Source organism: Nonomuraea sp. NPDC050478 (assembly GCF_044458265.1).
GTDB classification, from domain to species: Bacteria; Actinomycetota; Actinomycetes; order Streptosporangiales; family Streptosporangiaceae; genus Nonomuraea; species Nonomuraea ferruginea.
In genome coordinates this window covers 69,345-94,102 of sequence record NZ_JBITHT010000001.1, presented here as the reverse complement: position 1 = coordinate 94,102, position 24,758 = coordinate 69,345, and the positions used below count along the sequence as shown (strand labels likewise).

Sequence of the window (24,758 nt, the reverse complement as noted above, 5' to 3'; positions counted from 1 at the left end):
CCTTCGGGATGTTCCGGGACGTGGGCGCTACGACGCGGGCGTCTGTGACGCGGGCTTCTGGCCGGGGAAGACGTCGCTGATCTCGTCCTCGGTCCAGCCCTGGCGCGAGATCCGCTGCAGCTCGTCGGTCACCGGCTTGCGGGCGGCCTGGTAGCTCGCCAGCGCCTCCTTGACGGAGCCGGCCTCCTTGAGCGCGTCGGCGAGGGCGCCGGCGTCCAGGATCGCCGAGTTGGCGCCCTGGCCCTGGTGGTGCAGCATCGAGTGGGCCGCGTCGCCCACGAGCACGACGGAGCCGGAGTGCCACGTGTCGACCGGGTCGATGTCGTAGACCGCGCGGCAGTTGACGGCGTCCATGTCGAGGCCGCGGGTGATGTTCACGATCCGCTCGTCGAAGCCCTCGACGCACTTCAGCAGGTCGTCCTTGGTGACCTTCGGCGCCCAGGTGCTGTCGGGGCACAGGGCGGTGATGTCGAACGAGACCTGGTCGCGGTGGCGCAGCGGCAGGAAGTAGACCTTCGTGCCCCGGCCGATGTACATCCGGAAGTTGTCGTCGACGGCCATCCCGTGGGCGTCGCCGACGGGGATCACGACGCGGTAGGCGTGCTCGCCGGAGAACACCGGCCGGTTGTCGCCGAACAGCCGCGCGCGCACGACCGACTTGATGCCGTCGGCGCCCACCACCAGGTCGGCGGTGGCCGACGCGCCGTTGGCGAAGGTCAGCGTCGCCCTGTCGCCCTCGTCCTCGACGCTCTCCAGCTTGTGGCCGAGGTGGACCATGCCCTCGGGGAGCACGCCCAGGAGGGCCTCGATGAAGTCGCAGCGGTGGATCAGCCGGGTCTTCTCGCCGAAGGTGTCGATCTCCGGCCAGGCCTCCTTGATGATCGGCTCGGCGGTGGCGGTGAGGATCTCGAAGTAGTCGCTCGGCGAGCTCACCTTCGCGATCGCGTCGAAGATGCCCCACTGGCGGAACCGGTCCATGGTGGACGGCCGCAGGCCGATGCCGGCGCCGACCTCGTGGATCCGGCTCGCCTGCTCGTAGACGTCGACGGTGGCGCCGAGGAGGCTCAGAGCCTTGGCCGCGGCGGCGCCGGCGTACCCCGCGCCGACGACGGCGATCTTCAGGTTCTTCAGGTCTGAGGGCTGCATGCTTGTGGTCCTTGTCAGTTCTGGATCGTCAGGAAGTCGGCGGGGTTGTCGACGAAGATGGTGGTGATCGTGGCCTCGTCGAGGCCGGCGGCACGCAGGTCCGGGATGAGGTCCTCGAAGATGTAGTTGACCGTGTGGCCCTTCACGCCCGGCCAGCCCAGCGGGCTGCAGTTGGCGTCGGCCGAGGCGAGCACCTTGCCCAGGTGCCCCTGACCGACGAAGCGCAGGAAGTGGTCCAGCCGCTCCTTGCGCGGACGGGCCCAGAAGGGCGGGTCCTCCAGCTCGGTCTCGTAGCCGAAGGTGTCGAACCCGATCCGGCCGCCCTGCTCCGCGATCCAGGTGTCACGGGTCTTGTCGGCGTTCACCCCGTCGTCGACGTGCCCGAACAGGACGCGGTCGAGCGGGAGGCCCTCCTCGGTGAAGATGGCGATGGCGTTCTCGGCGTCGATCGCCAGGTGGGTCAGGATGGGCACGCCGGTGGCCAGGGCCGCGCGGGCGGCGGCGCGGTAGATGCGCTTGTCCAGGTCCGTCATGCGGCCGCCGCGGCTCACGCCGACCTTGATGATGCCGGCGCGGCCGCCGGTGTCGCCGATGCCCACGGTGATCTCGTGGACGAAGTGCTCGGTCAGGTAGTCGACGCTCGCCCGGGCGAAGAACGGCAGCGCGGTGTCGCCGCCGACGAAGCCGGTGCTCGCCACGATGTGCACGCCGGTCTTGGCCGACAGCGACCTGTAGTAGTCGACGTCGCGGCCGTTGCAGATGCCGGTCGCGTCGACGAAGGTGCCGCCGCCGTACTCGTGGAACCGGCGCAGCTTCGGGACGGTCTCCTCGTACCGCTGCTCGGGGGTCTTCCACCACTTCGTGTCCAGCTCGGAGCCCGGCATGCCGTACCCGATGTGCTCGTGGACGGCCACGAGACCGAGTTCCTCGGCCGGGATCGGCCCCAGGACGGTGTTCACTCTCGACACAAAACTCACCTTCGAAGCTCTCTCGGGCTGTCGCGCTCAGCGCACCGACAGCAGGTCGCGGGGGTTGTCCACGAGGATCCGCCGGACGTCCTCGTCGCCGAGGCCCCGTGTCCTGAGGAGGGGGACGAACGTGGTGAGGACGTGGCTGTAGCGCACGTCGTTGGCGGGGTGTCCCTTGGCGACGCCGGTCGCGTTGCTGGAGAGCAGGATCCGGTCGCGGTGGCCGGCCTCGATCAGCTCGGCGACCAGGGCGGCGCGTCCGGCGTCGGTGACGTGGGCGTCGTCCTCGGTGCCCACGTGGTCGAGGGCGACGTAGGCGCCGCGGGCCGCGACCGCGAGCGGCGCGCCGGCCGCGACGGCGTCCCGGCGGTCGAGCCCGCCGACGACGACGCGCCCGGCGGGCAGCTTCTCGTCCAGGACGACCTCGAGATCGTGTACGGCGTCGCCGCCGTAACGGATGGACACCGGGACGCCGGTGGCGAGGGCGGCCCTGGCCGCGCCGCGGAACAGGCTCTCGTCGGTCGCGGTCATGCCCGAGGGGGTCGCGGCGGTGGCCATGAGGCCGGCGGCGCCGCGCCGCTCGACCCGGGGGACCACCATGCCCTCGGTGACCTCCTTGGCGAAGAGGTCGGCGAACTTCTCGGCCGGCCAGGGCGTCGGCGGGTTGGTCTGCGGTGTCAGGAAGTAGCCGCCGAGCATCTCCTCGGGGCCCTGGCCCGTCGACGCGACGATGTGCACGCCGGTGGCGCGCGAGAGGGTCTCGTAGAGCCGCACGTCGCGCCCGTGGAACATGCCGGTGCTGTCGACGATCGTGCCGCCTCCATGGCGGCGGAAGTCCGTCAGCTTCGCGGCCAGGGTCTCGAAGATCTCGGCGCGGTCGAGGGTGACGTCGAACGCCTGCTCCGCTCCCGGGAACACCGACAGCAGGGCCTCGTGCACCGCGACGACACCCAGCTCCCGCGCGGGAACCGGGCCGAGGACGGTGTTGACGGTGTCGGTCTGGGCACCCATCACTGCCACTCCTTTCGGGTTTCAGCTCGGGTCTCAGCGAGTGACCGCGTCACCCCGCACTGTGAATCGTGGCATCTGATTTTACATTGTGTCAAGCAAATGTCCGTCACGTAAATTTACCTATCCATTCGTACTGGACAGGTCGGCGTCGTGCTTCGGGCCGAAGAGCCCGAACAGGGTCAGAGCAGCGGCGGCGGCGGCGCAGAGGGCGGCGACCAGGAACGCGAGGCTGTAGGCGCTGCCGAGCGACTCGAGCGCGAGCGTGCGCAGGCTCTCGGGCATCGGCACCGGCGGCATGTCCGGGCCGGCGCCGGGCACGACCGGCATCGAGTTGATCGCCATGGCGCCGCTCCCGTTCGCGATCCCTCCGGCGATGTCGGTGTACGGCGGCTGGAGGCCGGACGCGCCGAGCGCCCCGCCGAAACCGGCGCTCATGTCGCTGTTCGCCCGGCTGACCGCGAACGCGGCGATGAGCACCGGGCCGAGGGCGAAGCCGAAGTCGCGGAGCAGGTTGGTGGTGGCGCTGGCCATGCCTGCGAGCCGCAGCGGAACGGTGTTGATCGCGACCGCCGTGATCGAGCCGACGGTGAGCGCGAAGCCGACGCCGAGCGCCAGCATCGGGGCGATGAACCGCGTCCAGTCCATGTCGTGGACGTCGAAGGTCGAGCACCAGACGCCGCTGACGGCGATGAGGGAGAAGCCGGCGGTGAGCACCCAGCGGGGCGAGAAGTTCCTGATCAGGTGGGAGACGATCGGCACCAGCACGAAGGCCGGGCCCTGGATGAACAGGAACAGCACGCCGATCTTCAGCGCGCTCTGGTGCTGGATCGCGCCGAGCCAGATGCTCATCGAGTAGCAGGTCGCGAGGAACGCGAACATGCCGACCACCGTGGCGATCGCGACGACCGCGTAGGAGCGGTTGGCGAAGATGCCGAGGTGCAGCAGCGGCACCTCGGTGCGCAGCTCGATGACGACGAAGGCGCCGAGGAGCGCGGCGCCCAGGACGAAGGCGCCGATGATCTCGGTGCGGGCGAACCCGGCTTCGGAGCCCTGCGTGGCGGCGAAGAGGATGGCGATCAGGCCGAGGGCCAGCGTGACCTGGCCGGGGACGTCCAGTTTGCGGCCCTCCGGCGCCGAGGAGTCGGCGGCGAACCGGGTGATCACGATCGACACGACCGCGGCGGCGACCACGACGAGGTACGACGCCCGCCAGTCGCCCTGCTCGGCCAGCCATCCGCCCATCAGCGGGGAGATCGCCGCACCGATCGAGAGGAAGCCGGCCCACACGGCGATGGCCTTGGACCGGGCCTCCTGCGACGGGCTGGCCGCGGCCAGCATGGCCAGCGAGATCGGGTAGAGGATCGCGGCCCCGAAGCCCGCCACGGCCTGCCCGATCCACAGGGCCTGGACGGTCTCGGCGACGTAGCTGACGAGTGAGCCGGCCACGGTCAGCAGAGCACCCGCCTGCAGCAGCCGCTTGCGGCCGAACAGGTCGCCGAGCACGCCGGTGGTCAGCTCGAAGACGACCATGGGGATGGCGAAGGCGGCCGTGACCCAGGTCAGTTGGGCGCCGGTGGTCTGGAACTCCTGGTGGAAGGTGCCGTTGAGGGCGCCGGGCAGTGAGTACGCCACCTGCGCGAGGAGGACGGCGAAGCAGCCGGCGATCACCGTGGCGGTGTGGCCCTGCTTGCGCGCAGCGGTCTGCGTCATCGCGGTTCTTTCTTGTCCACAGGCCGGACCGGTTCCGGCCGCGCTCGGGATCGGCCACCCGTGTGAGCCCGATCACCTCATTGGCGTGCAATGTGTCATATGACTTGACACTGCATCAAGTGTTTGAGCGGTACGTATTGAGAACGATCAGTGAGAGTGGAAGGCGGCCGGGGTGCTCTATGCTGGCCGCATGGCGACGCTCCGTGCGGCACAGAAGGAGATGACGCGCAAGCTCCTGCTCGACGCGGGTCTCGACCTGTTCGGGTCCAAGGGCTACGCGACGACGACGGTCGACGACATCGCGTCGGCGGCGGGGACGACGCGGGTGACCTTCTACGCGTACTTCCCGTCCAAGGTCGAGCTGATGAAGGCCCTCATCTCGGAGCGGCTCAACGCCGCGCTCGACCGGACCCCGTCCACCGAGCGCGGGTCCACCGAGCGCGAGCTGGTCGACGTGGTCGAGGACGGCTCGCGCGAGCGGATCCGCGCGTGGCTGGCGTCCACCTCCGAACGGTGGGACGTGATCCGCCCCTACACCACGGCCGCCTTCGAGGCCGCGGCCGTCGACCCCGACATCCGCGCGCTCCTCGACGAGTGGCTGAACGAGGCCACCGGCGACATCAAGGAAGGGCTCGACCGCGCCGGCCGGTTCCCCGCCGGCACCCGCCACTTCCGCGGCGTCGTCGCCATCACCGAGCTCGACCACGTCGCGCGCCACTGGAAGCCGGGCACCTGGGGCGTCGAGCGCGACGAGATGCTGGACGTCCTCACGGAGAGCTGGTTCGGCACGATCGGACGCCACTAGCCTGCCCCCATGAGCCGAACGCAGGGCCCCGCGTTACGCGGCGCCGCCTACCTGGGAGCGGTGCTGGTGTCCGCCGCCCTCCTGCTGGTCGCGCTCGTGGCCCTGGCTCCCACGGAGGACGACCGCTTCGCCGGCTCGGTCGCCGGCATGGAGGAGGTCGCCCGCTCGCTGGCCGAGGGCGAGGAGCTCGGTGAGCGGACCGTCGGCGGTCTCACGTTCGAGAGGGTCTTCCGCGAGAACGGCCTGGTCTACTTCGAGCTGGGCCGGGGGTGGCTGGGGGACCGCGCCCACGGCTATGTCAGGAGCCCCCAAGGGCGGCCGGACGGCGCCGATCACGTGGCGGGCCCGTGGTACCGATACCGGGATGCCGAGGGCTGACGCAACCGATGGTTGCGTGATGGGGGGTTCGGCTGCTAACTTGACGTGCAACCAAAGGTTGCGCGTCAAGGAGGAGCGGGCGTATGGAGTACGGCAGCATCGAACGGGAGATCCACGTCGACGCCTCGCCCGAGGTGGTCTTCGAGGTCGTCAGCCGTCCCGAGCACATCTCGCAGTGGTGGACGGACGACGCCGACTTCGAGGCGGCTCCCGGCGCCGTCGGGGAGTTCGTCTGGGGTGACAGGGCGGTCGTCTCCCCGATGACCGTGGTCCAGGTCGAGCCGCCCCGGCTGTTCTCGTTCCGCTGGTGCTATTCCGACGGCAAGGTCGCCGAATCCCTGCTGGTCACCTTCGAGCTCACCCCGTCGGGCACGGGCACGAGGATCCGGCTCACCGAGACCGGGTTCCGGGAGATGGGCTGGGAGGCCGCCAAGCTGGCCCAGATGTACCGCGAGCACGTCGAGGGCTGGGACACCTTCGTTCCCCGGCTCGGCGCGTACGCGGCGCGCCTGGTGTCGGCTCCATGACCGCCGCCGTCGACGACGACCTGTGGTCCGCGGTCGGTGACCCGACCCGTCGGCGGATGCTCGACCTGCTCCTGGCCGACGGCAGCGGCACCGCCACCAGTCTCAGCGAGCGGCTGCCCGTGACGCGGCAGGCCATCGCGAAACACCTCGTCGTGCTCGACCGCGCCGGCCTCGTCCACGCGGCGCCCGCCGGGCGGGAGAAGAGATACCGGGTGGACGAGGCGCAGCTCGCCCGCGCCGTGGCCCAGCTGTCCTCGGTGGGGGCGGCATGGGACGCCAGGCTCCGGCGCATCAAGCGGATCGCCGAGACGATCCAGCGCGAAAAAGATCACCAGTGAATCCATGGAAGGACCGGCAATGGCAGACATCTTGCACAGAGTGGGGATCAAGGCACCGGCGGCCGACGTCTATGAGGCCCTGACCACCGTCGAAGGGCTCGCCGGCTGGTGGACGGCCGACACCCGGGGCGAGGGCGACGTGCTCCGGTTCAGGTTCGGGACCGACGGGTTCGACATGAAGGTCCTCGACGCCCGCCCCGGCGAGCGCGTGCTGTGGGAGGTGGTCGGCGGGCCCGAGGAGTGGATCGGCACGCACGTCGGCTGGGACCTCGATCGGGCCGACGACTACACCGTCATCCTCTTCAAGCACGCGGGCTGGAAGGAGCCGGTGGAGTTCATGCACCACTGCAGCACCAAGTGGGCGGTCTTCCTCATGAGCCTGAAGTCGCTGGTCGAAACCGGGAAGGGCGCCCCGGCCCCCGACGATGTGAAGATCGACAACTGGAACTGACTGCCAAAAGTCAGTAACGCCCCTTTTGTCCCCGTTTGAGCGCTAGGTGACTTGGCCGTGGCCGGAGCTCCTCAACACTGGAGATCAGGGAATCCGTGGTCCGGAATCTCGGGCACGCCATACGGGCTCCGCCGTCGGGCGGGTCCCAAGGATCTCAGGGGGACCATCGTGAAGCACTTGCTCATCGCCGCGGCCATGACACTGGCCGCCACCGTGACGGGTACCGCCGGCGCGTCCGTCACCTCGCCCGCGCCTCAGCCCACGAACGGAGGCAGCCCGTCAGGCCCGGGGTGCGCGGCCATCGAGGGCAGCCTCAAGGACATCGCCGACAAGCCGGTCGGGACCGCACTCACCCAGGTGCCGGAGCTCTCCACGCTGGCCAAGGCAGTCGAGGAGGCCGGCCTGACAGAGAAGCTGAACTCCGCCGAGGACATCACCGTGTTCGCACCCACCAACGAGGCGTTCCAGGCTGTCCCGAAGGAGCAGCTGGACCAGCTCATGGCGAACAAGGAAGAGCTCACCAAGGTTCTCCAGTACCACGTCGTCCAAGGGAAGCACATGGCCGCCGACCTGGAGGGCGCGCCGCTCACCACCCTTCAGGGCGGGGACCTGACGGCGAAGGCCTCCGGCCAGGAGATCACGGTCAACGACGCGAAGGTGGTCTGCGCCGACGTGCCCACGCGTAACGCCACCGTCCAGGTCATCGACAAGGTCCTGATGCCCCAGTAGGGCAGGACAGACGCCCACGGCGCACGCGGCGCGGTCTCGCGCCGCGTGCGCCTCATCTTCCGGTCGGCATCGACTTCAGGCACAGCGCGGCCGCCCAGGTCCAGATGGCCGCGCCGCCGACGACCATCAGGCGGAAGTCCTGCGCGGGGAACGCGGCGAACCCCAGGACGAGGTAGGCCACCGGTGCCAGGACGCTGTAAAGAGCCCAGCCACGCTGACCGGCGCGGGCGAACCGGCGGGCGAACACCAGGCACGCCACGCTCAGCGCGAGGCCCATCCCGACCGGGGCGAGGTTGTGCAGCATGCCGTGCCAGCTGACCTCGCCGGGGCCGTCAGGGGTTCCGACGGGATATCCCTCGGCCGGGTCGGTGGGGAAGACGCCGGCCCAGATCAGGCTCGCGCCGTAGACCCCGATGAGCCAGGTGCCCCAGGCGCGGCCCGGCGTCCCGGGCCGGAGCGTACGGCGCAGACCGGCGACGGACGCCAGCACCAGCACCCCGCAGAGCAGGAAGTTGCACGTCTGGATCCAGCCGTAATCACCCAGGCTGAGCATGCTGAGCGGGTGGCGCCGGGCGTCGAACCCGTCGCGGGTCATGGCCTGCGCCACGATCAGCAGGACGAACAGCGGCCCCGCGGCCACTCCGCAGGCGAGCAGGGCGCGGGTCGTGCGCAGGGGTGGCCGGTCAACGGCGGTGTCGGAGGACATGGTCGATCTCCATCGGTCGTGGCTGATTGCAAAAATGAGCTTGTACGTAAAAATATCCTTTGTCAACAAGGTCGGCAGAAGGACGTCGATCAGCCGTGAGCAGTGATAGGTATGGCCCTGCGAGGGCCCGAGACAGCCGCCTCAGGCGGCGGACGAGAGGAAAGGGGAAGATCCGCGCCTTTCCACTTCCAACCTATAGCGCACCCCCGGGCTTGCGGCAAGACCCGGGTCGTGCCGCAGAATCGTCGGCCGGGGCCAGAACCTGCGGAAACTTGGGGGGCGCACGTGCGTTTCGGAGCTGTTGACACGAACCCGCTGACCACCAGCGCGTTCGACCTACCCGGCAACCTCGCGCCCAAGGCGGACCCGGCCTTGATCGCCGGCGACGAGCGGCACTTCGCGGCCATCGCGGAGAGCCTGCGGCAGACGATCGCCGAGCTGTCCGACCGGCTCGACGCCACGCGGAAGGCGCCGGGCGGCAAGGGCCGGGCGGCGCTGGACCGGGACCTGGAGGTCCACCGGCTGTCCGCCCGCCTGCGCGCGCTGCGCCGGTTCGGTCTCGACCTGTGCCTCGGGCGCATGGTCGGCGCGGACGACCCCGAGCCCGTGTACGTCGGACGGCTCGGCCTGACGGACGGCGAGGGTCGCCGGCTGCTGCTCGACTGGCGCTCACCGGCGGCCGAGCCGTTCTTCGGAGCCACCCACGCCAACCCGATGGGCCTGGCGAGCCGCCGCAGGTACCGCTGGACGCGTGGCCGGATCAGCGACTACTGGGACGAGGTCTTCACCTCCGACGGGTTCGACGGGCACGCCGCGCTCGACGACCAGTCCGCCTTCATCGCCAGCCTCGGCGGCAACCGGTCGAGCCGGATGCGCGACGTGCTCGGCACCATCCAGGCCGACCAGGACGCCGTCATCCGCGCCGGATCCCGTGGCGCCCTCGTCGTCGACGGCGGTCCCGGCACGGGGAAGACCGTCGTCGCGCTGCACCGTTCCGCCTACCTCCTCTACTCCGACCCCCGGCTCGGCCACCGCAGGGGCGGCGTGCTGTTCGTCGGCCCGCACCAGCCCTACCTGGCCTACGTGTCCGACGTCCTGCCCAGCCTCGGCGAGGAGGGCGTGCAGACCTGCACCCTGCGCGACCTCGTCGCCGAGGGCGCCGCCGCCGGGGTCGAGACCGACCCGGAGGTGGCCCGTCTGAAGGCGTCCGCGGACCTGGTGAAGGCGATCGAGCCGGCCGTCAGGTTCTACGAGAACCCGCCCACCGAGGAGATGACGGTCACCACCGACTGGGACGAGATCCGGCTGAGCGCCGACGACTGGGCCGAGGCGTTCGAGGCGCCGGAGCCCGGCACCCCGCACAACGAGGCGCGCGACCGGATCTGGGAGGAGCTGCTCACGATCCTGGTGGACAGGCACGAGGTCGAGGCCCCGGCCGACCTGATCCGCAGGTCGCTGCTGCGCAACCGGAAGCTGCTCACGACCTTCAACCGCGCGTGGCCGATCATCGAAGCCGCCGACCTCGTCGGAGACCTGTGGACCGTGCCCGCCTACCTGCGGATGTGCGCCCCCTGGCTCAGCCCCGAGGAGGTGCGGAAGCTGCGGCGCGCGGACGCCCAGGCCTGGACGGTGTCCGACCTGCCGCTGCTGGACGCGGCCCGGCAGCGGCTCGGCGACCCGGAGGCGTCACGCCACAGGCGCCGCCAGGAAGCCACCCTCGCCGCCGAGCGCGAGCGGATGTCCGCGGTCGTCGACCACATGATCGAGGCCGACGACGACGGTGAGGGCGCGGTGATGATGCTGCACGGACAGGACATCAAGGACGCCCTGGTCGACGAGAGCATGCTGCCCGGCGTCGAACCGGACCGGCTCGCCGGCCCGTTCGCGCACGTCGTCGTGGACGAGGCCCAGGAGCTGACCGACGCGGAGTGGCAGATGCTGCTGCTCCGCTGCCCGTCCAGGAGCTTCACCATCGTCGGGGACCGCGCCCAGGCCAGGCACGGGTTCACCGAGTCGTGGCAGGAACGGCTGGAGCGGGTCGGGCTCGACCGGGTCAGCCTGGCCTCGCTGACCATCAACTACCGGACGCCGGAGGAGATCATGGCGGAGGCCGAGCCGGTCATCAGGGCCGCGCTCCCGGACGCCAACGTGCCGACCTCCATCCGGAGCGGCGGCGTCCCCGTCGCGCACGGGTCCGCGGGGGAGCTGGACTCGATCCTGGACGGCTGGCTCGCCGCGAACGCCGACGGGATCGCCTGCGTCATCGGCGATCCCGCGTTCCGGGCGACGTCCCGGGTCCGGTCGCTGACCCCGGAGCTGGCGAAGGGGCTCGAGTTCGACCTGGTCGTCCTCGTCGACCCGGAGGCGTTCGGCGAGGGCGTCGAAGGAGCGGTCGACCGCTATGTCGCGATGACCAGGGCGACCCGGCAACTGGTCGTCCTCACGAGCCCCTGACGTCCGGGATCGAGGCGCGAAGAGCGGCCGAGATCCACGCGAGGGGTGGCTTCCCTGCCGGCGAGCTCGGCGGTCGCCCGCGCGAGGCGGACGGCCGGCTCGCGGGCCTGCGGAGAGTCCGCGGGAAGCCCGGAACAGCGGCTTGAGGCCCAACCCCTTCCGGTCTCCTGACGGCCGGACCGCAGGACGCCTTAAGGGATCCGTAAGCAGGTCCGGCGAAGCTGTCGGTACGACAGAACGGCGCGGCCGGACAGCCCCGCCCCTTCCCCGGAGGACCGTCATGAGGACGATCACCGCAAGCCTGTTCATCTCCCTCGACGGCGTCATCGACGAGCCGGCGGAGTGGCACTTCCCGTACTTCAACGAAGAGATGGGCGCCGCCGTGACGGAGGGCATGGCCGACACCGTGCTCGTGGGCCGCAAGACCTACGACAGCTTCGTGGGCGCGTGGCCGGAGCGGGAGGCGGCGGGCGGCGAGGACGCCGACTTCGCCAAGACCCTCGGCGACGCGCGGAAGATCGTGGTGTCGCGCCAGTCGCTGGAGTTCACCTGGCGCAACTCCGAGCAGCTGCGGGGCGACCTGATCGAGGGCGTGACCGCGCTGAAGAACGAGCCGGGCGGCCGGATCGCCATGAGCGGCTCGGTCTCGGTGGTCCGGCAGCTGCTGGCCGCCGGGCTGCTGGACGAGCTGCACCTGCTGGTGCACCCGATCGCCGTCCGCAAGGGCGAGCGGCTGTTCGACGAGGGCGGCGACGCCATCCCGCTGGAGCTGGTCAAGTCGCAGACGTTCACGACCGGGGTGCTGTCCCTGGTCTACAAGCCCGAGGGCGCCTGACCACGGCCAGCTCTACAGCCTGTAGAGTGAGCGCTTCCTCCAGGTGAAAGGGTGCGGCATGCTGCGCTGGTTCAGGATCGTTGCGGTGGCCGAGGCGTGCTCGTGGGCAGGGCTGCTGATCGGCATGTTCTTCAAGTGGGTGACGGAGACCACCGAGCTCGGGGTGAAGATCTTCGGGCCGGTACACGGAGCGCTGTTCGTGCTGTACGCGGCCGGGGTGGTGCTCGCGGCGCGTGAGGCCGGCTGGAGCCGCGGCACGGTGGTGCTGGGCCTGGCGTGCGCCGTGCCGCCGTTCACCTCGCTGTGGTTCGAGCGCCGCATGGCGTCGCGCATGGTGACGCAGTCCTGATCCGAGCCCTTCAGGCGCAGGTGTAGCCGGACGGCAGGGCGTCGCCGCTCGGGCGGCTCACCTGGAAGCCGACGCTGGTGGTGCGGGCTCCGGCGGCGAGGGTGCCGTTGTGGGCGACGTTCCTGATGGTCACGGTCTGCCCGCTGGTGGTGACGGTGCCGTTCCACGAGCCGGTCAGCGTGTGGCCGGCCGGGAGCGTGAAGGTCACCGTCCATCCGGTGATGGTCGAGCTGCTCGTGTTGGTGATGGTCAGCGGCTGCACGACGTAGCCGGTGCTCCACTGGGTCTGCACGGTAGGGACGGCCGCGCAGGTCCCGCCGGACGGGCCGGGCTGCGTGGTGACCTGGGCGGTGTTCGAGACCGGCGAGGTGTTGCCCGCGGCGTCGCGTGCCCTGACCTGGTAGCGGTAGGTGGTGTCCGGCGTCAGGCCCGTGTCGGCGTACGAGGTCGTGGCCGAGGTGCCGACCTGGGTGAACGTGCCGCCGCTCGGCCCGGGCGCGCGCAGGATGTCGTAGCCGGCCAGGCCGGTGTCGTCGGTCGAGGCCGTCCAGCTCAGGCTCGTGCCCGTGGCCGTGGTGCCCGAGGCGGCGAGGCCGGTGGGCGCGGTCGGCGGGGTGGTGTCGCCGGAGCCGCCGAGCGCCGGGGTCTGCCAGTCACGCCACTCGGCGAGGTTGCCCCGCTTGCTGGGGGAGATCCGCATCGAGCCCGTGTGGCTGCCCGTGTTCCGCAGGAACTTCTGGATGGTCTGCTGCAGCGGGGTGCGCCATTCGGACCGGGTGGCGCAGTGGTTGCCGTCCTGGACGTCGGACCAGTAGGTGATGTTCGCCTCCGCGCCGAGGGCCTTGTAGACCTCCGCCCCGCCGAGGGCGCCGACGCTCGCCGACCTGGCGGCCAGCCAGTCGATGTGCGGGTTGTCCATGACGAACAGGCCGCGCGGCGCGATCATCGCCACGACCGAGTGCGTGTCGACCGGCAGCCTGGCCGGGTTGCCGGTGAAGGACCCGAACGCGTCGCCCAGCCACGGCTGCTCCCCGTAGGCGCTGCTCAGCGGCTGGGCGCCGCTCTCGCCGGGGATCGCGCGGAAGGCCGCGAGGCCGCCGCTGCCCGGCTCGATGGGCATGGTCAGGGCGATGCGCTGGTCGAAGGCGCCGGCCACGAAGGCGCCCTTGCCGTACCGGGAGCAGCCCGTGACGCCGGTCGCGTCGGCGGTGAGCACGCTGCCGCCCGACTGCTCGATGACGTCGATGATCCGGCTCACGCCCCACGCCCAGGCGGCCAGCAGTCCCGTACCGCTGGAGGAGCCGTAGACGTTGTAGAACGCGCCCTGCTTGCTGGAGCGCGGCGTGCCCTCCCGCCCGACCGCGAGGGGGTCGTAGGTCACGACGGCCGCGCCGGCCGCCTTGATCGTGGCCGTGTCCGCGCCGAGCCCGCCCAGGACGATGACCGCGGGGAACGGGCCGGAACCGCTCGGCAGGTCGACGCCCGCCGAGAAGCTCGCGCTCCTGCCGTTGTGCGACACGTTCACGGTGATGCCGGTGCGTGACACCGTCCCCGTCACCCCGGACGGCTTCGCGGGCTTCTCGCCGTAGACGAACCTCTCCGCCAGCGCCTTGATCTCCGCCCGGCGGCACCGCCACTCGGACCTGGCCGAGACGCGCGTGCCGTTCAGCTTCATGAACGGGTCGGGAAGCCGGGAGACGGTGGGCAGGGACCCCTCGCCGGGCAGGCCGGACACCGCGCAGTCGGCGCCCTCGTCCTCGACCCCGGCGGCCGCGACGGCCTCGGCGGAGGTCAGCGCCACGGCACCGGCGGCCGCGAGCGTCACGGCCGCCGCCAGCGCGACGGCTCTCATACGGATCCCGATGATCACCGGAGCTCTCCCTTGCGGTGAGGGGTCGGTGATCAGTCTGAGAATCCTCCCGAAACATGTCAATCAAGAGCCGAAATTTTCGGTCCGTACGATCACGCAATCCGTCCATGAGCTGGCGAGATGCCTGTGGAAACCGGCTGAAACGAGTTCAGAGGCCCAGGTAGGCGCGGCGCACCCGTTCGTCGCCCGCCAGGTCGTCGCCCGACAGGGTGATGACCCCGCTCTCGATGACGTAGGCGCGGTCCGCGAGCGCCAGCGCCTGGGCCGCGTTCTGCTCCACCAGCAGGATCGCGACGCCGCTCTCGCGGATGCGCCCGAGCGCGGCGAAGACGGCGCGGACCATGAGAGGGGCCAGCCCGACCGACGGCTCGTCCAGCATGAGCAGTCTGGGCCGGGTCATCAGCGCGCGCCCGATGGCCAGCATCTGCTGCTCGCCGCCGCTCATCGTGTCGGCCCGCTGGTCCAGCCGTTCGGCGAGCCTCGGGAACAGCTCCAGCACCCGGTCGGCGGGCTCGCCCGTGTGGTAGGCGCCCATCGCCAGGTTCTCCGCGACGGTGAGCGGGCCGAACAGCGCGCGGCCCTCCGGGACCTGGACGAGCCCGCGCCGCACCACCGCGTGGACCGGCAGCCCGGACAGCTCCTCCCCGTCGAACACCACCCGGCCGGCGGTCGGCCTGAGCAGCCCCGAGGCGACCCGCAGCGTCGTGGACTTACCCGCGCCGTTGGCCCCGACGAGCGCGACGATCTCCCCGGCCGCGACCTCCAGCGACAGGCCGTGCAGGACCCGCAGGCCGCCGTATCCGGCGTCGACGCCGTCAAGCGAGAGCATCATCGGAGTCCTCTCCCAGATAGGCGGTCACGACGCGGGGATCGCGGGCGATCGCCGCGGGCTCCCCTTCGGCGAGCACGCTCCCGCGATCAAGCACCAGCACCCGGTCGGCCAGCCGCATCACCGCCGGCATCACGTGTTCGACCAGGACCAGCGTCATGCCCTCCGCGCGCAGCTCGCCCAGCAGGGTGATCATCGGCTCCCGCTCCGCCGGGGTGAGCCCGGCCAGCACCTCGTCCAGCAGCAGCACCTTCGGCCGGAGCGCCAGCGCCCTGGCCAGCTCCAGCTGCTTGCGCGCGGCGGCCGGCAGTTCCCCGGCGGGCCGCGACAGGTAGGCGCCGAGCCCGATCCTCTCGATCGTCCCGGTCGCGGCGGCGACGGCCTCCTTCCTGGTGCGGAGGTGCGCGCCGGCGGCCACGGTCACGTTGTCGAGGACGGACAGGGCGGGGAAGGGCCGGGTGAGCTGGAACGTGCGGACCAGGCCGGCTCTGGCGCGCAGATGGGCGGGCCGGGCGGTGACGTCCTGGCCGTCGAACAGGATCCGGCCGCTCTCCGGCCGCTGCTCGCCGGAGATCACCGAGAACAGCGTGGTCTTGCCCGCGCCGTTGGGCCCGATGACCGCGTGGATGGTGCCCCGCTCGACCTCGAACGTCACCGAGTCCAGCGCGCGCAGGCCGCCGAACGCCTTGCTCACCCCCTCCATGCGCAGGATCATCGCGACCTCCTGGCGAAGCCGCCGTACAGACCGCGTGGCATGGCCAGGACCACGACGATCAGGAGCACGGCGTACATGATCACGTCCAGCCCGCTGCGGCCCTGGAGGAAGGAGAGGAACTCGGGCGGCGTGCGGACCACCGTCGCGGCCACGTCCGACAGCGGGGCCAGCACCGCCGCGCCGATCAGCGGCCCCCACACCGTGCCGACGCCGCCGATCACCGCGGGCAGGATGGCCTGGATCGACACCGACGGCCCGAAGGCGAGGTCCGGGCTGACGAACAGGTAGTAGACGGCGTAGAAGCCGCCGGCGACCGAGGTGAGCGCGGCGGAGACGCCGATCGCCAGGATCTTGTGGCGGACCACCGCGACCCCGGCGGCCGCGGCGGCCGTCTCGTCCTCGCGCACGGCCACCAGGTTCAGCCCCGCCCTGCTGCCGAGCAGCACGATCACCGTCGCCACGCACGCGAGCGTCAGCAGCAGCGCGACCCAGAAGTACGCGGGGTCGCCGACGTCGAACCGGAGCGTCCACCACCCCTGCTCGCCGGTGACGGGCAGGGTGAGTCCGACCGCGCCGCCCACGAGCTCGGAGTTCAGCGCCGCCAGCCTGAGCATCTCCGCGAAGGCGAAGGTGGCCAGCGCGAAGTAGGCGCCCTTCAGCCGGTAGCGGACCGCCAGATAGCCGGTGACGACGCCGAACAGCGCGGCCACCGCCATCCCGGCGAGCAGCCCGAGCCACGGCGAGAGCCCCAGCTCGACGGTCAGCAGCGCGGTGGTGTAGGCGCCCAGTCCGAAGTAGGCGGCGTGCCCGAAGCTGAACAGGCCGCCGAACCCGCTCATCAGGTTCCAGGCCACGGCCATCATCGCGAACATCAGAGCGCGGACGGCGACCGCCTCCTGCGCGGGCGGCAGCAGCAGGGGCAGCGGGGCGAGGGCCACGCCGATCGCCGCGAGCACGACGAGCCTTCTGATCACGCCGGCCTCCCGAACAGGCCCTGCGGGCGCCAGAGCAGGACGAGCACGAACACCGCGAACACCGCCAGCAGCGGGCTCTGCCCCGGCAGGTAGATGCCGCCGAGCTGCTCGGTCAGGCCGACGATCAGCCCGCCCGCCACCGCCCCGGGAACGCTGCCCAGACCGCCGAGCACCACGACGACGAACCCGATGATGTTGAACAGCTCGCCGGCCGTCGGCTCGACGGTGACGAGCGGCGTCACGAGCGTCCCCGCGGCCCCGGCGCAGGCCGTGCCGGCGGCGAACGTCAGCGCGTGCAGCCGCCGCACGTCGAGCCCCACCAGCGAGGCGCCCTCCGGGTTGGCGGCCACCGCCCGGATCGCGGTGCCCAGCCTGGTCCTCGTCAGCAGCAGCCACACCGCCCCGGCCAGCCCCATCGCGCCGGCGAACGCCAGCACCCTGCTGAGGTCGGCCACCGCGCCGAGGACGCGCAGCGGGGTGTCGAAGGAGACCGCGACCGTCCTGGTGTCGCCGGAGAAGGCCAGCAGCAGGGCGTTCTCCAGCAGCATCGCGATGCCCAGGGTCAGCAGGAGCTGCGCGGCGAGCGAGCCGCCCATGGTCCGGCTCACCAGGTGGCGCTGCACGACGTAGCCGAGGCCGAACAGCAGCGGCACGCTCACCAGCAGCGACAGGTAGGGGTTCAGCCCGGCGCCGGTCGCGAGCAGCGCGGTGGCGTACATCCCCAGCGTCATGAAGGCGCCGTGCGCGAAGTTGACGATGTCGAGCACCCCGAAGATCAGCGTCAGGCCCATCGCGACCAGCGCGTAGACCCCGCCGAGCAGCAGACCGGTCAGCACCGCCTGGGCGGTGACCGATCCGCTGCCCGAGCGGGCCCACGCGCCCGCGACCACGGCCACCGCCACGAGGATGCCCAGGCCGGCGCGCGAGATCAGGTGGTTCACTCCGCGGCGGGCCTCGGCTCGGCCACGGCCTTGGCCGCGGGATGCACCGGGACGACCTTGCCGTCCTGGACTTGCAGGACGATCGGGGTGGCGTTCTCGTTCTGCCCGGACTCGTCGAACTGGACAGGGCCGTCGAACGCCATCAGCGTGTCGAAGGAGATCCCGGCGAGCGCCTCACGGATCTTCGCCGGGTCCCGGCTGGCCGCCTTCTCCAGGGCCGCGGCCACGAGCCTGACGCACTCGTACGAGGTGAAGGGGATGAAGCGCAGTTCCTCGCCGTACTCGGCCTGGAAGGCGTCGAGGATCGCCTTCGACTCCGGCTTGGTGGCGTCGTAGTTGAAGTTGGAGTCGTAGACGCCCTCCGCGGCTGCGCCCCCGTCGCGCGGGAAGACCGGCGAGCTGAAGGCGCCGTGCGAGACGCCGAGCACGATCTTCACGCCGGGCTGTACGGACGCGATGGCCTTGGCGGTGAGCAGGCCGTCGCGGTAGTAGCCGGTGACCGCGAGCGCGTCGACCCCGGCGGCCTTGACCTTGGTGAGCTCGGTGGTCAGGTCGGCGGCCTTGAGCGCGTCGTAGGTGATCCGCGGGCCGACCTGGAGGCCGAGCTTGGCCGCCTCGTCGGTGAACGACTCGTACGTCGAGGATCCGTAGTCGGTCTGCTCGTGCAAGTAGGCGACCTTGGTGATCTGCTGCCCGGTGCGGTCGGCCAGGTCCTTGAGGTAGCGCGCGCCGTACCTGCCGAGGGTGTCGGAGGAGGGCTGGAGCCGGAAGGTATAGGTGTAACCCTGCTTGAGTATGTCGTCGGCGGAGGCGACGTCGATGACGAACGGCACCTTGTTCCGCTCGGCCACCGTGGCGACCTGGGCGGCGACCGCGCTCTGGTAGGGCCCGACGAGCGCCACGGCGCCCGCCTGGGTGAGGCGCTGCGCCTCGCTCTGGCCGATCTCGGGCTTGCCCTGGCTGTCGGCGTCCAGGATCTCCAGCTTCGCGCCGCCGAGCGACTTGATGCCGCCGGAGTCGTTGATCGCCTTGGCGGCGAGTTTGATCGCCTTGGACATCTGCTGGCCGTCGAAGGCCAGGGCGCCGGTGAGGGGGTGGATGGAGCCGATCTTGATGGTGCCCGACGCGTCCGGCGAGGCCGGGGCGGCCCCGCCGGGAGCCGAGCCGCCGCAGGCCGTCAGGGAGAGAGTCAGGAGCGTGCCGATGGCGATACAGGACTTGATACGCATGGCGTCGTCCTCGGGGGGTTGCCTCGGTTCCATCTTCTGGAACGCTGTTTCGCTGATGTTGGCAGCAGGCGCGCGCCGCGGTCAAGCGACTTGTCCCGTTGATCCAGCGCCTGTCAACCTGCTGTGAAGTGGCGCAAGACGGGAAGGTTAGGACCGGTGATGTGGTACGAGTGTGATGGATACAGCAGGGGGAACACTCTGACATCTAGGTGTGATACACCCCCATAGGCGTATTAATGTCCCCGAACTTGTCGCACAGTGAGAAAGTCAGGTCAATGCGGATTCTGGTCCTCGGTGGTGACGGCTATCTTGGCTGGCCCACCGCCCTCCACCTCTCTCAGACCGGGCACGAGGTCGCCGTCGCCGATAACTTCGCCCGGCGGCAGTACGACTTCGAGCTCGGCGTGGAAAGCCTGGTGCCGATCGAATCCCTGCAAACCAGGATTTCCACCTGGCACCGGCTGACCGGCAAGACCATCCAGGCGTACATCGGCGACCTGATGGAGGCGGACTTCACCTACGACATGATCCGCGACTTCCGTCCGGACGCCGTGGTCCACTTCGCCGAGCAGCGGGCCGCCCCCTACTCGATGATCGACCGCAAGCATGCCGTCTACACGCAGGTCAACAACGTGGCGGGCACGCTGAACGTGCTCTACGCCATCGCCGAGATCGACCCCGAGATCCACCTGGTCAAGCTCGGCACCATGGGCGAGTACGGCACCCCCAACATCGACATCGAGGAAGGCTGGCTGGAGGTCGAGCACAAGGGGCGCAAGGACCGGGTGCTCTACCCCAAGCGGCCGGGGTCGTTCTACCACCTGTCGAAGGTGCACGACAGCCACAACATGGAGTTCGCCTGCCGGATCTGGGGCCTGCGCGCGACCGACCTCAACCAGGGCGTCGTGTACGGCCAGCAGACCCCGGAGACCGCGCTCGACGACCGGCTCGCCACCAGGTTCGACTACGACGCGGTGTTCGGCACGGTCCTCAACAGGTTCGTCGTCCAGGCGGTGCTCGGCCACCCCCTCACCGTCTACGGCAAGGGCGGCCAGACGCGGGGCATCATCGACATCCGCGACACCGTCCGCTGCATCCAGCTCGCCTGCGAAACCCCGGCCGACCGCGGCGAGTTCCGCGTGTTCAACCAGATGACCGAGTCCATGTCGGTCGCCGACATCGCCGAGACCGTCGCGCGGAGCTTCCCCGACGAGGTGACGATCAACAACCTCGACAACCCCAGGGTCGAGAAGGAGGAGCACTACTACAAGGTCGTCCACAGCGGCCTGGTGGAGCTCGGCCTCGAACCCCACCTGCTCTCCGACACGCTGATCACCTCGCTGTTCGACGTGACCAAGCGCTACGCCGAGCGGGTCGACCTCGACGCCATGCAGCCCCGGGTCGACTGGCGCGGCGCCCTGGGCGGAGAGAGGCGGTGAGCGCTGAGGAAGGCGCGTTCGCCCGGGCCACGGGCCGCACCGCGGAGCGGGAGGAAGGCGGCCACGACAAGCCGCGCTACCGCCGCTACCAGTTCGACCTGATCGCCCCCCACTGCGGGCGCAGCGTGCTGGAGGTGGGGGCCGGGCTGGGCGAGTTCGCCAGCCAGTTCACCGGCCTGGACCGGCTCGTGGTCACCGACGTCGACCCCGACGCGGTCAAGGTGATGAAGGCCCGCTTCGCCGGCCGCGGCGAGGTGGAGGCGGCCCAGTTCGACCTCGCCTGCGGAGCCAGCCTGGACCGCCCGGTCGAGACCGCGATCGCCATCAACGTGCTGGAGCACTTCGAGGACGACGCCGCCCTCCTCACCCTCCTCGGCCGCTCGGTCACCCCGGGCGGCACGCTCGTGCTGTGGGTGCCCGCCTACCAGAGCCTGTACGGCGACTTCGACCGCAAGGTCGGTCACTTCCGCCGCTACACCCCGGCCACGCTCAGGGACGCCGCGGTGCGCGCCGGGCTGGAGGTGGAGCTGTCCCGCCCGGTCAACCTGCTGGGCGGGATCGCCTGGTGGGCCGCGGTGCGGCTGGGCAAGGCGGGCTCGCCCAAGGCGGGCGCCGTCGGCCTGTACGACAAGGTCCTGGTCCCGGTCACCCGGGTGCTCGACCGGGTTCTGCCGATCCCGTTCGGCCAGTCGATCCTCGGCGTCTTCCGGGTGCCCGGCGACCGGGGGCACGCGGCGTCGTGATCCAGGTTCGTCGTCTTCTGCGGGGAGCTCTCCCGCGCATCTTCGGGCGCTACGCGATCGGTTCGGTGGTGGCGGGCGTGGTCAGCGAGATCACGCTGCTGACGGTCTACGGGCTGGAGCTTCTCGGCCCGTCGGCCGCCTCCGTGGTCGCGTGGGGGCTCGGCGCCGTCGTCAACTACGTGCTCAACCGGTGGTGGGCCTGGAAGCTGCGCGGCCGGCCCAAGCCGCTGCGCGAGCTGCTCCCGTACTGGCTGACCGCGGTGGTGGGGCTGGTCATCGCGTCATGGGGCACCGGGGTCGCCGACCGGGTGGGACACCAGATCTTCGACACCGACGGCCCCCGGGTGATCTTCGTGGGGGCCGTTTTCCTGGGGATCTACGGGCTGCTGTTCGTGGCGAAGTTCTTCCTGTTCCACTACTTCGTCTTCGCCGACACCCGCTCGGGTGAGGAGGGCGCCGAGCCCGCAGAGGAGGGCGACGAAGCCGGCCGGCGGCGCTCACGGAGCCAGGTCCCGAGCACGACCCGCGAGTAGCGGTAGCCGTAGACGAGGTTGCCGCCCTTCTTGGTGGTGCCGGCCGCGCGCAGTCGCATGGTGGCCGGCACCTCCACGACCCGGAACCCCCGCGAGATCACGCCGATCAGCAGCTCGGACGACTGGTACTGCGGCTGGGTGAGCGTGACCGCCCCGGTCACCTCCGCCCGCATCGCCCGCAGGCCGAACGAGGTGTCGGTGATCCGCTGGCCGGTGAACCGGCTGATCAGGAACGCGAACACGTGCACGCCGAGGCGGCGGACCCTGTCGTGGGTCTCCTGCCGCCCCAGCACGCGGGAACCGGTCGCGAAGTCGGCCTCCCCGCGCAGCACCGGGGCGAGCACCCGCTTGATGTCGGCCGGGTCGTACTGCCCGTCGGCGTCGGTGGTCACGATGTAGCGGGCGCCGCTCTCGCGGGCCAGACGGTAGCCGAGCCGCAGCGCGGCGCCCTGCCCGCGGTTCGCGGGGACGTCGCAGACCATGGCCCCGGCCTTGCGCGCCTCGGCCGCCGTGCGGTCGGTGGAGCCGTCGACGACCACGATGGTCGCGGTCTCCATCCCGTCGACGACCGCCGGGATGCCGTTCACCGTGGCGCCGATGCTGCGCTCTTCGTTGTACGCGGCGATGACGATCGCGATGGGAGGCAGATCCGAGCCGTATTCCGAGGTGAACTCCGCCATCGCGGCGGCGTCGATGTCCACCGGTGTCTCCGGGCTCGTCATGCGTCTTCCTCCGGTTTGTCGCTTTTAGCCGCAGATCATTCTGCTGCAGATGGCGTGAAGTCCGGCCATACTGTGGCCATTCCCGAGGTCAAATCGTGGCGAGGCTGATATCCGAGTGCCTTCGCCGCCGAGATGTCGAGCACGACCGCCGGCATCTCCCCCTGCTTCGCGGGGACGTGCTCGACCGGGATGGGCGCACCGGTGACCGTCCGCGCCGCGTCGATCAGGTCGTGCACGCTCACCGACGTCCCGGACCCGACGATCAGGGGACCGTCGTGGTCCTCGCGCCAGGCGAGCAGGATCGCCTGCACGACGTCGTCGACGTGGACGTAGTCGCGGAGCTGGGCGCCGTCGCCGTACACCTGGACCCCCCTACCCTCGGCGGCGGCCCGCATCAGCCTCGGGACGAAGCTGTCCTTGTGGAGCATCCCCGGGCCGTACACGTTGGCGAAGCGCAGCGCGCTCGTGCGCATGCCGTAGACGCCGGAATAGGCGCTGAGCAGCATCTCGCCCGCGGCCTTGGTCGCGCCGTACGGCGTGAGCGGGCGCAGCGCCAGGCTCTCGCTGATCCGGACGCCGCCCACGTCGCCGGTGACGGCGTTGGTGGACGCCAGCAGGAACCGCGGCACCCCGCGCTCCCTGGCGAGCTCCAGCAGCCCCGCCGTGGCCTCGACGTTGGTCTGGTATGTCCCGGCCGGGTCTTCCACCGAGCGGAGCACCGACGTGACGGCGGCGAGGTGGACCACCGCGTCGAGCCCGGCCGTCACCGCCCGCTCGCGCACCCCGGGATCGCGCAGGTCGCCCACGACGGACAGCACGCCGGGATCCGGGTGCGGGTTGAGGTCGACGACCGTCACCTCGGCCTTCTCGGCGAGCAGCGCCGCCACCAACCGCTTTCCGATGAACCCCGCTCCGCCCGTGACGAGCACGCGGGCCCCGGCCACCTCCGGCATCTCCTGGCATTCCTTTCCCTCAGGTCCCAGCGACGATACCGGCATCCGGAGGGTGGACCCGCATCGGTTCTGGCGATGTGCAGGGCATTCCCAGCAAACGCTTGGACTCCCTGCGTAGGCTACGGTCTTTGTCGTCCTGTCGACCGACCGCGAGGCAGTTGGAGGAGTGTACGTGAGCCCAGCTCTGGTGGTGGGCCCTCCCCTTGTGGCCGGCCTGGTCCTGGCACTGGCCGCGCAACGGCGCGGCTGGGCGCCGCCGCTGTGGGCGGCGCTGGCGGTCGGGGCCGTGCTCCGGATCATCGCGATGGCCTGGGCCGCGCAGGACCCCGCCCAGCCGTACGACTTCGCCAACGACTTCTCGATGGCGGCCGCCGAGGTGCTCGAAGGCCGCAACCCGACCACCCACATGCGCGACGGCGGCTGGCACTTCCTGCCGTTCCTCGCCTACGTGCTGGCGGGCCAGAAGGAGCTGGGCGACCTCATCGGGCTCTCCTGGAACTGGTCGGGCCGGATCGTCCCCGTGCTGGCCGACCTCGCGCTGATCCCGCTGGTGGCCAAGCTCGCCGGCGAGCGCGGGGCGCTGCGGGGCTTCCAGTACGCGTGCGTGCCGCTCGGCATCATGGTGAGCGGCATCCACGGCCAGTTCCCGCCGCTCACCCTGGTCTTCGGGGTGGCCGCGTTGGTCGCCGCCCGCGCCGGGCGCGCCCACTGGGCCGGCGTGCTCATCGGCCTGTCGGTGGCCTGCACCAACTGGTCGGTGCTGCTCGTGCCGGGAGTGGTGCTCGCCGTCGCGGGGTCGCGCCGCCTGGTGGTGCTCGGCTGGACCGCGGCCGTTCCCGGGCTGTGGCTGCTCAGCAGCGCGGTGTTCCTGGACACGCCGGTCACCGGGCTCGTCGACCTGGGCAAGGCCATCATGTCGACGCGCCCGGTGGTGGGCGACTGGGGCTGGACCGCCCTGGTCACGGGCGGCGACCAGGACGTCTCGTCCGTCCTCGGCCGGATCGGCACGCTCGTGCTGGTCGCCGGGCTGCTCGCGGCCGGGTGGTGGTGGCGCGGGGCCGACCCGGTCGACCTGACCCTGGTCCTGCTGCTCGTCTTCCTCATCCTGACCTACCGGCTCGGCGCCCAGTACCTGATGTGGCCGGTGCCCTACCTCCTGGCCCGCGCCGGCCGCGCCACCTGGCCGGTGATCACGGTGACCAGCGCCTGGGCGGCGGCCGGCTACCTGCGCGTCCAGATGTTCACCGGGATGGGCTGGTGGCAGTTCCACAGCGTGTGGGCCCTGTCCTCGCTCGTGGTCATCCCCTTCCTGATCGCCGCACTACCGCCCAGGAACCCGCCCCGTCCCGGCCCCGCCGAGCCCGTCCGGCCGACGGGAGCCATGTCAGAGCCGTAGCCGCCCC

General features: G+C 70.9%; 26 protein-coding genes. 13 read left to right on the top strand and 13 right to left on the bottom strand.

Features of this window, described 5'->3' with window-relative positions; translation table 11 throughout:
* Positions 1–27: 27 nt before the first annotated feature.
* From ACIBF7_RS00470 to ACIBF7_RS00455, 4 genes are all read right to left on the bottom strand, one after another.
* Positions 28–1,146 (bottom strand): FAD-dependent monooxygenase, encoded by a 1,119-nt coding sequence (locus ACIBF7_RS00470; RefSeq protein ID WP_397195984.1) that lies wholly within the window; start codon positions 1,144–1,146, stop codon positions 28–30.
* Between the two features lie 14 nt (positions 1,147–1,160).
* Positions 1,161–2,114 carry a phosphotriesterase gene (locus ACIBF7_RS00465; RefSeq protein WP_397195983.1) on the bottom strand — a complete coding sequence of 318 codons (954 nt, stop codon included), beginning with the start codon at positions 2,112–2,114 and terminating at the stop codon, positions 1,161–1,163.
* 36 nt (positions 2,115–2,150) lie between these two features.
* The gene (locus ACIBF7_RS00460; RefSeq protein WP_397195981.1) at positions 2,151–3,125 is read right to left on the bottom strand and encodes a phosphotriesterase; all 975 of its coding nucleotides are present in this window, start codon (positions 3,123–3,125) and stop codon (positions 2,151–2,153) included.
* 120 nt (positions 3,126–3,245) lie between these two features.
* Positions 3,246–4,835, bottom strand: coding sequence for an MFS transporter (locus ACIBF7_RS00455; RefSeq protein ID WP_397195980.1), 1,590 nt, complete (start codon positions 4,833–4,835; stop codon positions 3,246–3,248).
* Between the two features lie 190 nt (positions 4,836–5,025).
* On the opposite strand from ACIBF7_RS00455, the gene ACIBF7_RS00450 reads away from it, so the two are divergent.
* The 6 genes from ACIBF7_RS00450 (at position 5,026) to ACIBF7_RS00425 (ending at position 8,063) form a co-directional block, all read left to right on the top strand.
* Positions 5,026–5,640: a TetR/AcrR family transcriptional regulator gene (locus ACIBF7_RS00450; protein ID WP_148035235.1), complete on the top strand. Its 615-nt coding sequence runs from the start codon at positions 5,026–5,028 to the stop codon at positions 5,638–5,640.
* Positions 5,641–5,649: 9 nt separating this feature from the next.
* Positions 5,650–6,018: a hypothetical protein gene (locus ACIBF7_RS00445; protein WP_271275647.1), complete on the top strand. Its 369-nt coding sequence runs from the start codon at positions 5,650–5,652 to the stop codon at positions 6,016–6,018.
* Positions 6,019–6,101: 83 nt separating this feature from the next.
* A complete protein-coding gene (locus tag ACIBF7_RS00440; RefSeq protein WP_271275648.1) occupies positions 6,102–6,545 on the top strand; it encodes an SRPBCC family protein in 444 nt (147 codons plus the stop codon).
* The gene (locus ACIBF7_RS00435) at positions 6,542–6,883 is read left to right on the top strand and encodes a winged helix-turn-helix domain-containing protein (protein WP_148035232.1); all 342 of its coding nucleotides are present in this window, start codon (positions 6,542–6,544) and stop codon (positions 6,881–6,883) included. The genes ACIBF7_RS00440 and ACIBF7_RS00435 overlap by 4 nt, the downstream gene beginning before the upstream one ends.
* A 19-nt stretch (positions 6,884–6,902) precedes the next feature.
* The gene (locus tag ACIBF7_RS00430) at positions 6,903–7,334 is read left to right on the top strand and encodes an SRPBCC domain-containing protein (protein WP_271275649.1); all 432 of its coding nucleotides are present in this window, start codon (positions 6,903–6,905) and stop codon (positions 7,332–7,334) included.
* A 168-nt stretch (positions 7,335–7,502) separates the two neighbouring features.
* A complete protein-coding gene (locus ACIBF7_RS00425; RefSeq protein WP_271275650.1) occupies positions 7,503–8,063 on the top strand; it encodes a fasciclin domain-containing protein in 561 nt (186 codons plus the stop codon).
* Positions 8,064–8,115: 52 nt separating this feature from the next.
* Here the strand turns inward: ACIBF7_RS00425 and ACIBF7_RS00420 are convergent, their stop codons facing one another.
* Positions 8,116–8,769, bottom strand: coding sequence for a DUF998 domain-containing protein (locus ACIBF7_RS00420; protein WP_271275651.1), 654 nt, complete (start codon positions 8,767–8,769; stop codon positions 8,116–8,118).
* Between the two features lie 285 nt (positions 8,770–9,054).
* On the opposite strand from ACIBF7_RS00420, the gene helR reads away from it, so the two are divergent.
* The 3 genes from helR to ACIBF7_RS00405 all read left to right on the top strand — a co-directional run bounded on the left by helR (position 9,055) and on the right by ACIBF7_RS00405 (position 12,407).
* Positions 9,055–11,223: an RNA polymerase recycling motor ATPase HelR gene (helR, locus tag ACIBF7_RS00415; protein WP_397195979.1), complete on the top strand. Its 2,169-nt coding sequence runs from the start codon at positions 9,055–9,057 to the stop codon at positions 11,221–11,223.
* A 280-nt stretch (positions 11,224–11,503) separates the two neighbouring features.
* Positions 11,504–12,058, top strand: coding sequence for a dihydrofolate reductase family protein (locus ACIBF7_RS00410; protein WP_219546733.1), 555 nt, complete (start codon positions 11,504–11,506; stop codon positions 12,056–12,058).
* 58 nt (positions 12,059–12,116) lie between these two features.
* On the top strand, positions 12,117–12,407 hold the full coding sequence (locus ACIBF7_RS00405) for a DUF3817 domain-containing protein (protein WP_219546732.1): 291 nt from the start codon (positions 12,117–12,119) through the stop codon (positions 12,405–12,407).
* A gap of 10 nt (positions 12,408–12,417) precedes the next feature.
* Here the strand turns inward: ACIBF7_RS00405 and ACIBF7_RS00400 are convergent, their stop codons facing one another.
* The 6 genes from ACIBF7_RS00400 to ACIBF7_RS00375 form a co-directional block, all read right to left on the bottom strand.
* On the bottom strand, positions 12,418–14,277 hold the full coding sequence (locus ACIBF7_RS00400) for a cellulose binding domain-containing protein (RefSeq protein ID WP_397195977.1): 1,860 nt from the start codon (positions 14,275–14,277) through the stop codon (positions 12,418–12,420).
* Positions 14,278–14,425: 148 nt separating this feature from the next.
* Positions 14,426–15,106, bottom strand: a complete 681-nt coding sequence (locus tag ACIBF7_RS00395; RefSeq protein WP_378525313.1) for an ABC transporter ATP-binding protein — start codon at positions 15,104–15,106, stop codon at positions 14,426–14,428.
* Complete coding sequence (locus ACIBF7_RS00390) at positions 15,093–15,821, bottom strand: ABC transporter ATP-binding protein (RefSeq protein ID WP_271275655.1); 729 nt, start codon at positions 15,819–15,821, stop codon at positions 15,093–15,095. Before ACIBF7_RS00390 ends, ACIBF7_RS00395 begins: the two co-directional genes overlap by 14 nt.
* Positions 15,818–16,795, bottom strand: a complete 978-nt coding sequence (locus ACIBF7_RS00385) for a branched-chain amino acid ABC transporter permease (RefSeq protein ID WP_271275656.1) — start codon at positions 16,793–16,795, stop codon at positions 15,818–15,820. The genes ACIBF7_RS00390 and ACIBF7_RS00385 overlap by 4 nt, the downstream gene beginning before the upstream one ends.
* Positions 16,792–17,736, bottom strand: a complete 945-nt coding sequence (locus ACIBF7_RS00380; RefSeq protein ID WP_271275657.1) for a branched-chain amino acid ABC transporter permease — start codon at positions 17,734–17,736, stop codon at positions 16,792–16,794. Before ACIBF7_RS00380 ends, ACIBF7_RS00385 begins: the two co-directional genes overlap by 4 nt.
* Positions 17,733–18,965: an ABC transporter substrate-binding protein gene (locus ACIBF7_RS00375; RefSeq protein ID WP_271275658.1), complete on the bottom strand. Its 1,233-nt coding sequence runs from the start codon at positions 18,963–18,965 to the stop codon at positions 17,733–17,735. Before ACIBF7_RS00375 ends, ACIBF7_RS00380 begins: the two co-directional genes overlap by 4 nt.
* Positions 18,966–19,240: 275 nt before the next feature.
* Here ACIBF7_RS00375 and ACIBF7_RS00370 point away from each other — a divergent pair, with 275 nt between their 5' ends.
* From ACIBF7_RS00370 to ACIBF7_RS00360, 3 genes are read left to right on the top strand one after another with little or no spacing between them, the layout of a single operon-like run.
* On the top strand, positions 19,241–20,404 hold the full coding sequence (locus ACIBF7_RS00370) for an NAD-dependent epimerase/dehydratase family protein (protein WP_148035220.1): 1,164 nt from the start codon (positions 19,241–19,243) through the stop codon (positions 20,402–20,404).
* The gene (locus tag ACIBF7_RS00365) at positions 20,401–21,147 is read left to right on the top strand and encodes a bifunctional 2-polyprenyl-6-hydroxyphenol methylase/3-demethylubiquinol 3-O-methyltransferase UbiG (protein WP_271275660.1); all 747 of its coding nucleotides are present in this window, start codon (positions 20,401–20,403) and stop codon (positions 21,145–21,147) included. Before ACIBF7_RS00370 ends, ACIBF7_RS00365 begins: the two co-directional genes overlap by 4 nt.
* The gene (locus ACIBF7_RS00360; RefSeq protein ID WP_148035218.1) at positions 21,144–21,680 is read left to right on the top strand and encodes a GtrA family protein; all 537 of its coding nucleotides are present in this window, start codon (positions 21,144–21,146) and stop codon (positions 21,678–21,680) included. Before ACIBF7_RS00365 ends, ACIBF7_RS00360 begins: the two co-directional genes overlap by 4 nt.
* On the opposite strand, the gene ACIBF7_RS00355 is transcribed toward ACIBF7_RS00360, so the two are convergent.
* The gene (locus ACIBF7_RS00355) at positions 21,563–22,402 is read right to left on the bottom strand and encodes a glycosyltransferase family 2 protein (RefSeq protein ID WP_397195976.1); all 840 of its coding nucleotides are present in this window, start codon (positions 22,400–22,402) and stop codon (positions 21,563–21,565) included. The two genes, ACIBF7_RS00360 and ACIBF7_RS00355, sit on opposite strands and share 118 nt — an antisense overlap.
* Before the next feature lie 35 nt (positions 22,403–22,437).
* Positions 22,438–23,355: an NAD-dependent epimerase/dehydratase family protein gene (locus tag ACIBF7_RS00350; protein ID WP_397195974.1), complete on the bottom strand. Its 918-nt coding sequence runs from the start codon at positions 23,353–23,355 to the stop codon at positions 22,438–22,440.
* Positions 23,356–23,527: 172 nt separating this feature from the next.
* Here ACIBF7_RS00350 and ACIBF7_RS00345 point away from each other — a divergent pair, with 172 nt between their 5' ends.
* Positions 23,528–24,751: a hypothetical protein gene (locus ACIBF7_RS00345; RefSeq protein WP_364229708.1), complete on the top strand. Its 1,224-nt coding sequence runs from the start codon at positions 23,528–23,530 to the stop codon at positions 24,749–24,751.
* The last annotated feature ends 7 nt before the right edge of the window (positions 24,752–24,758 follow it).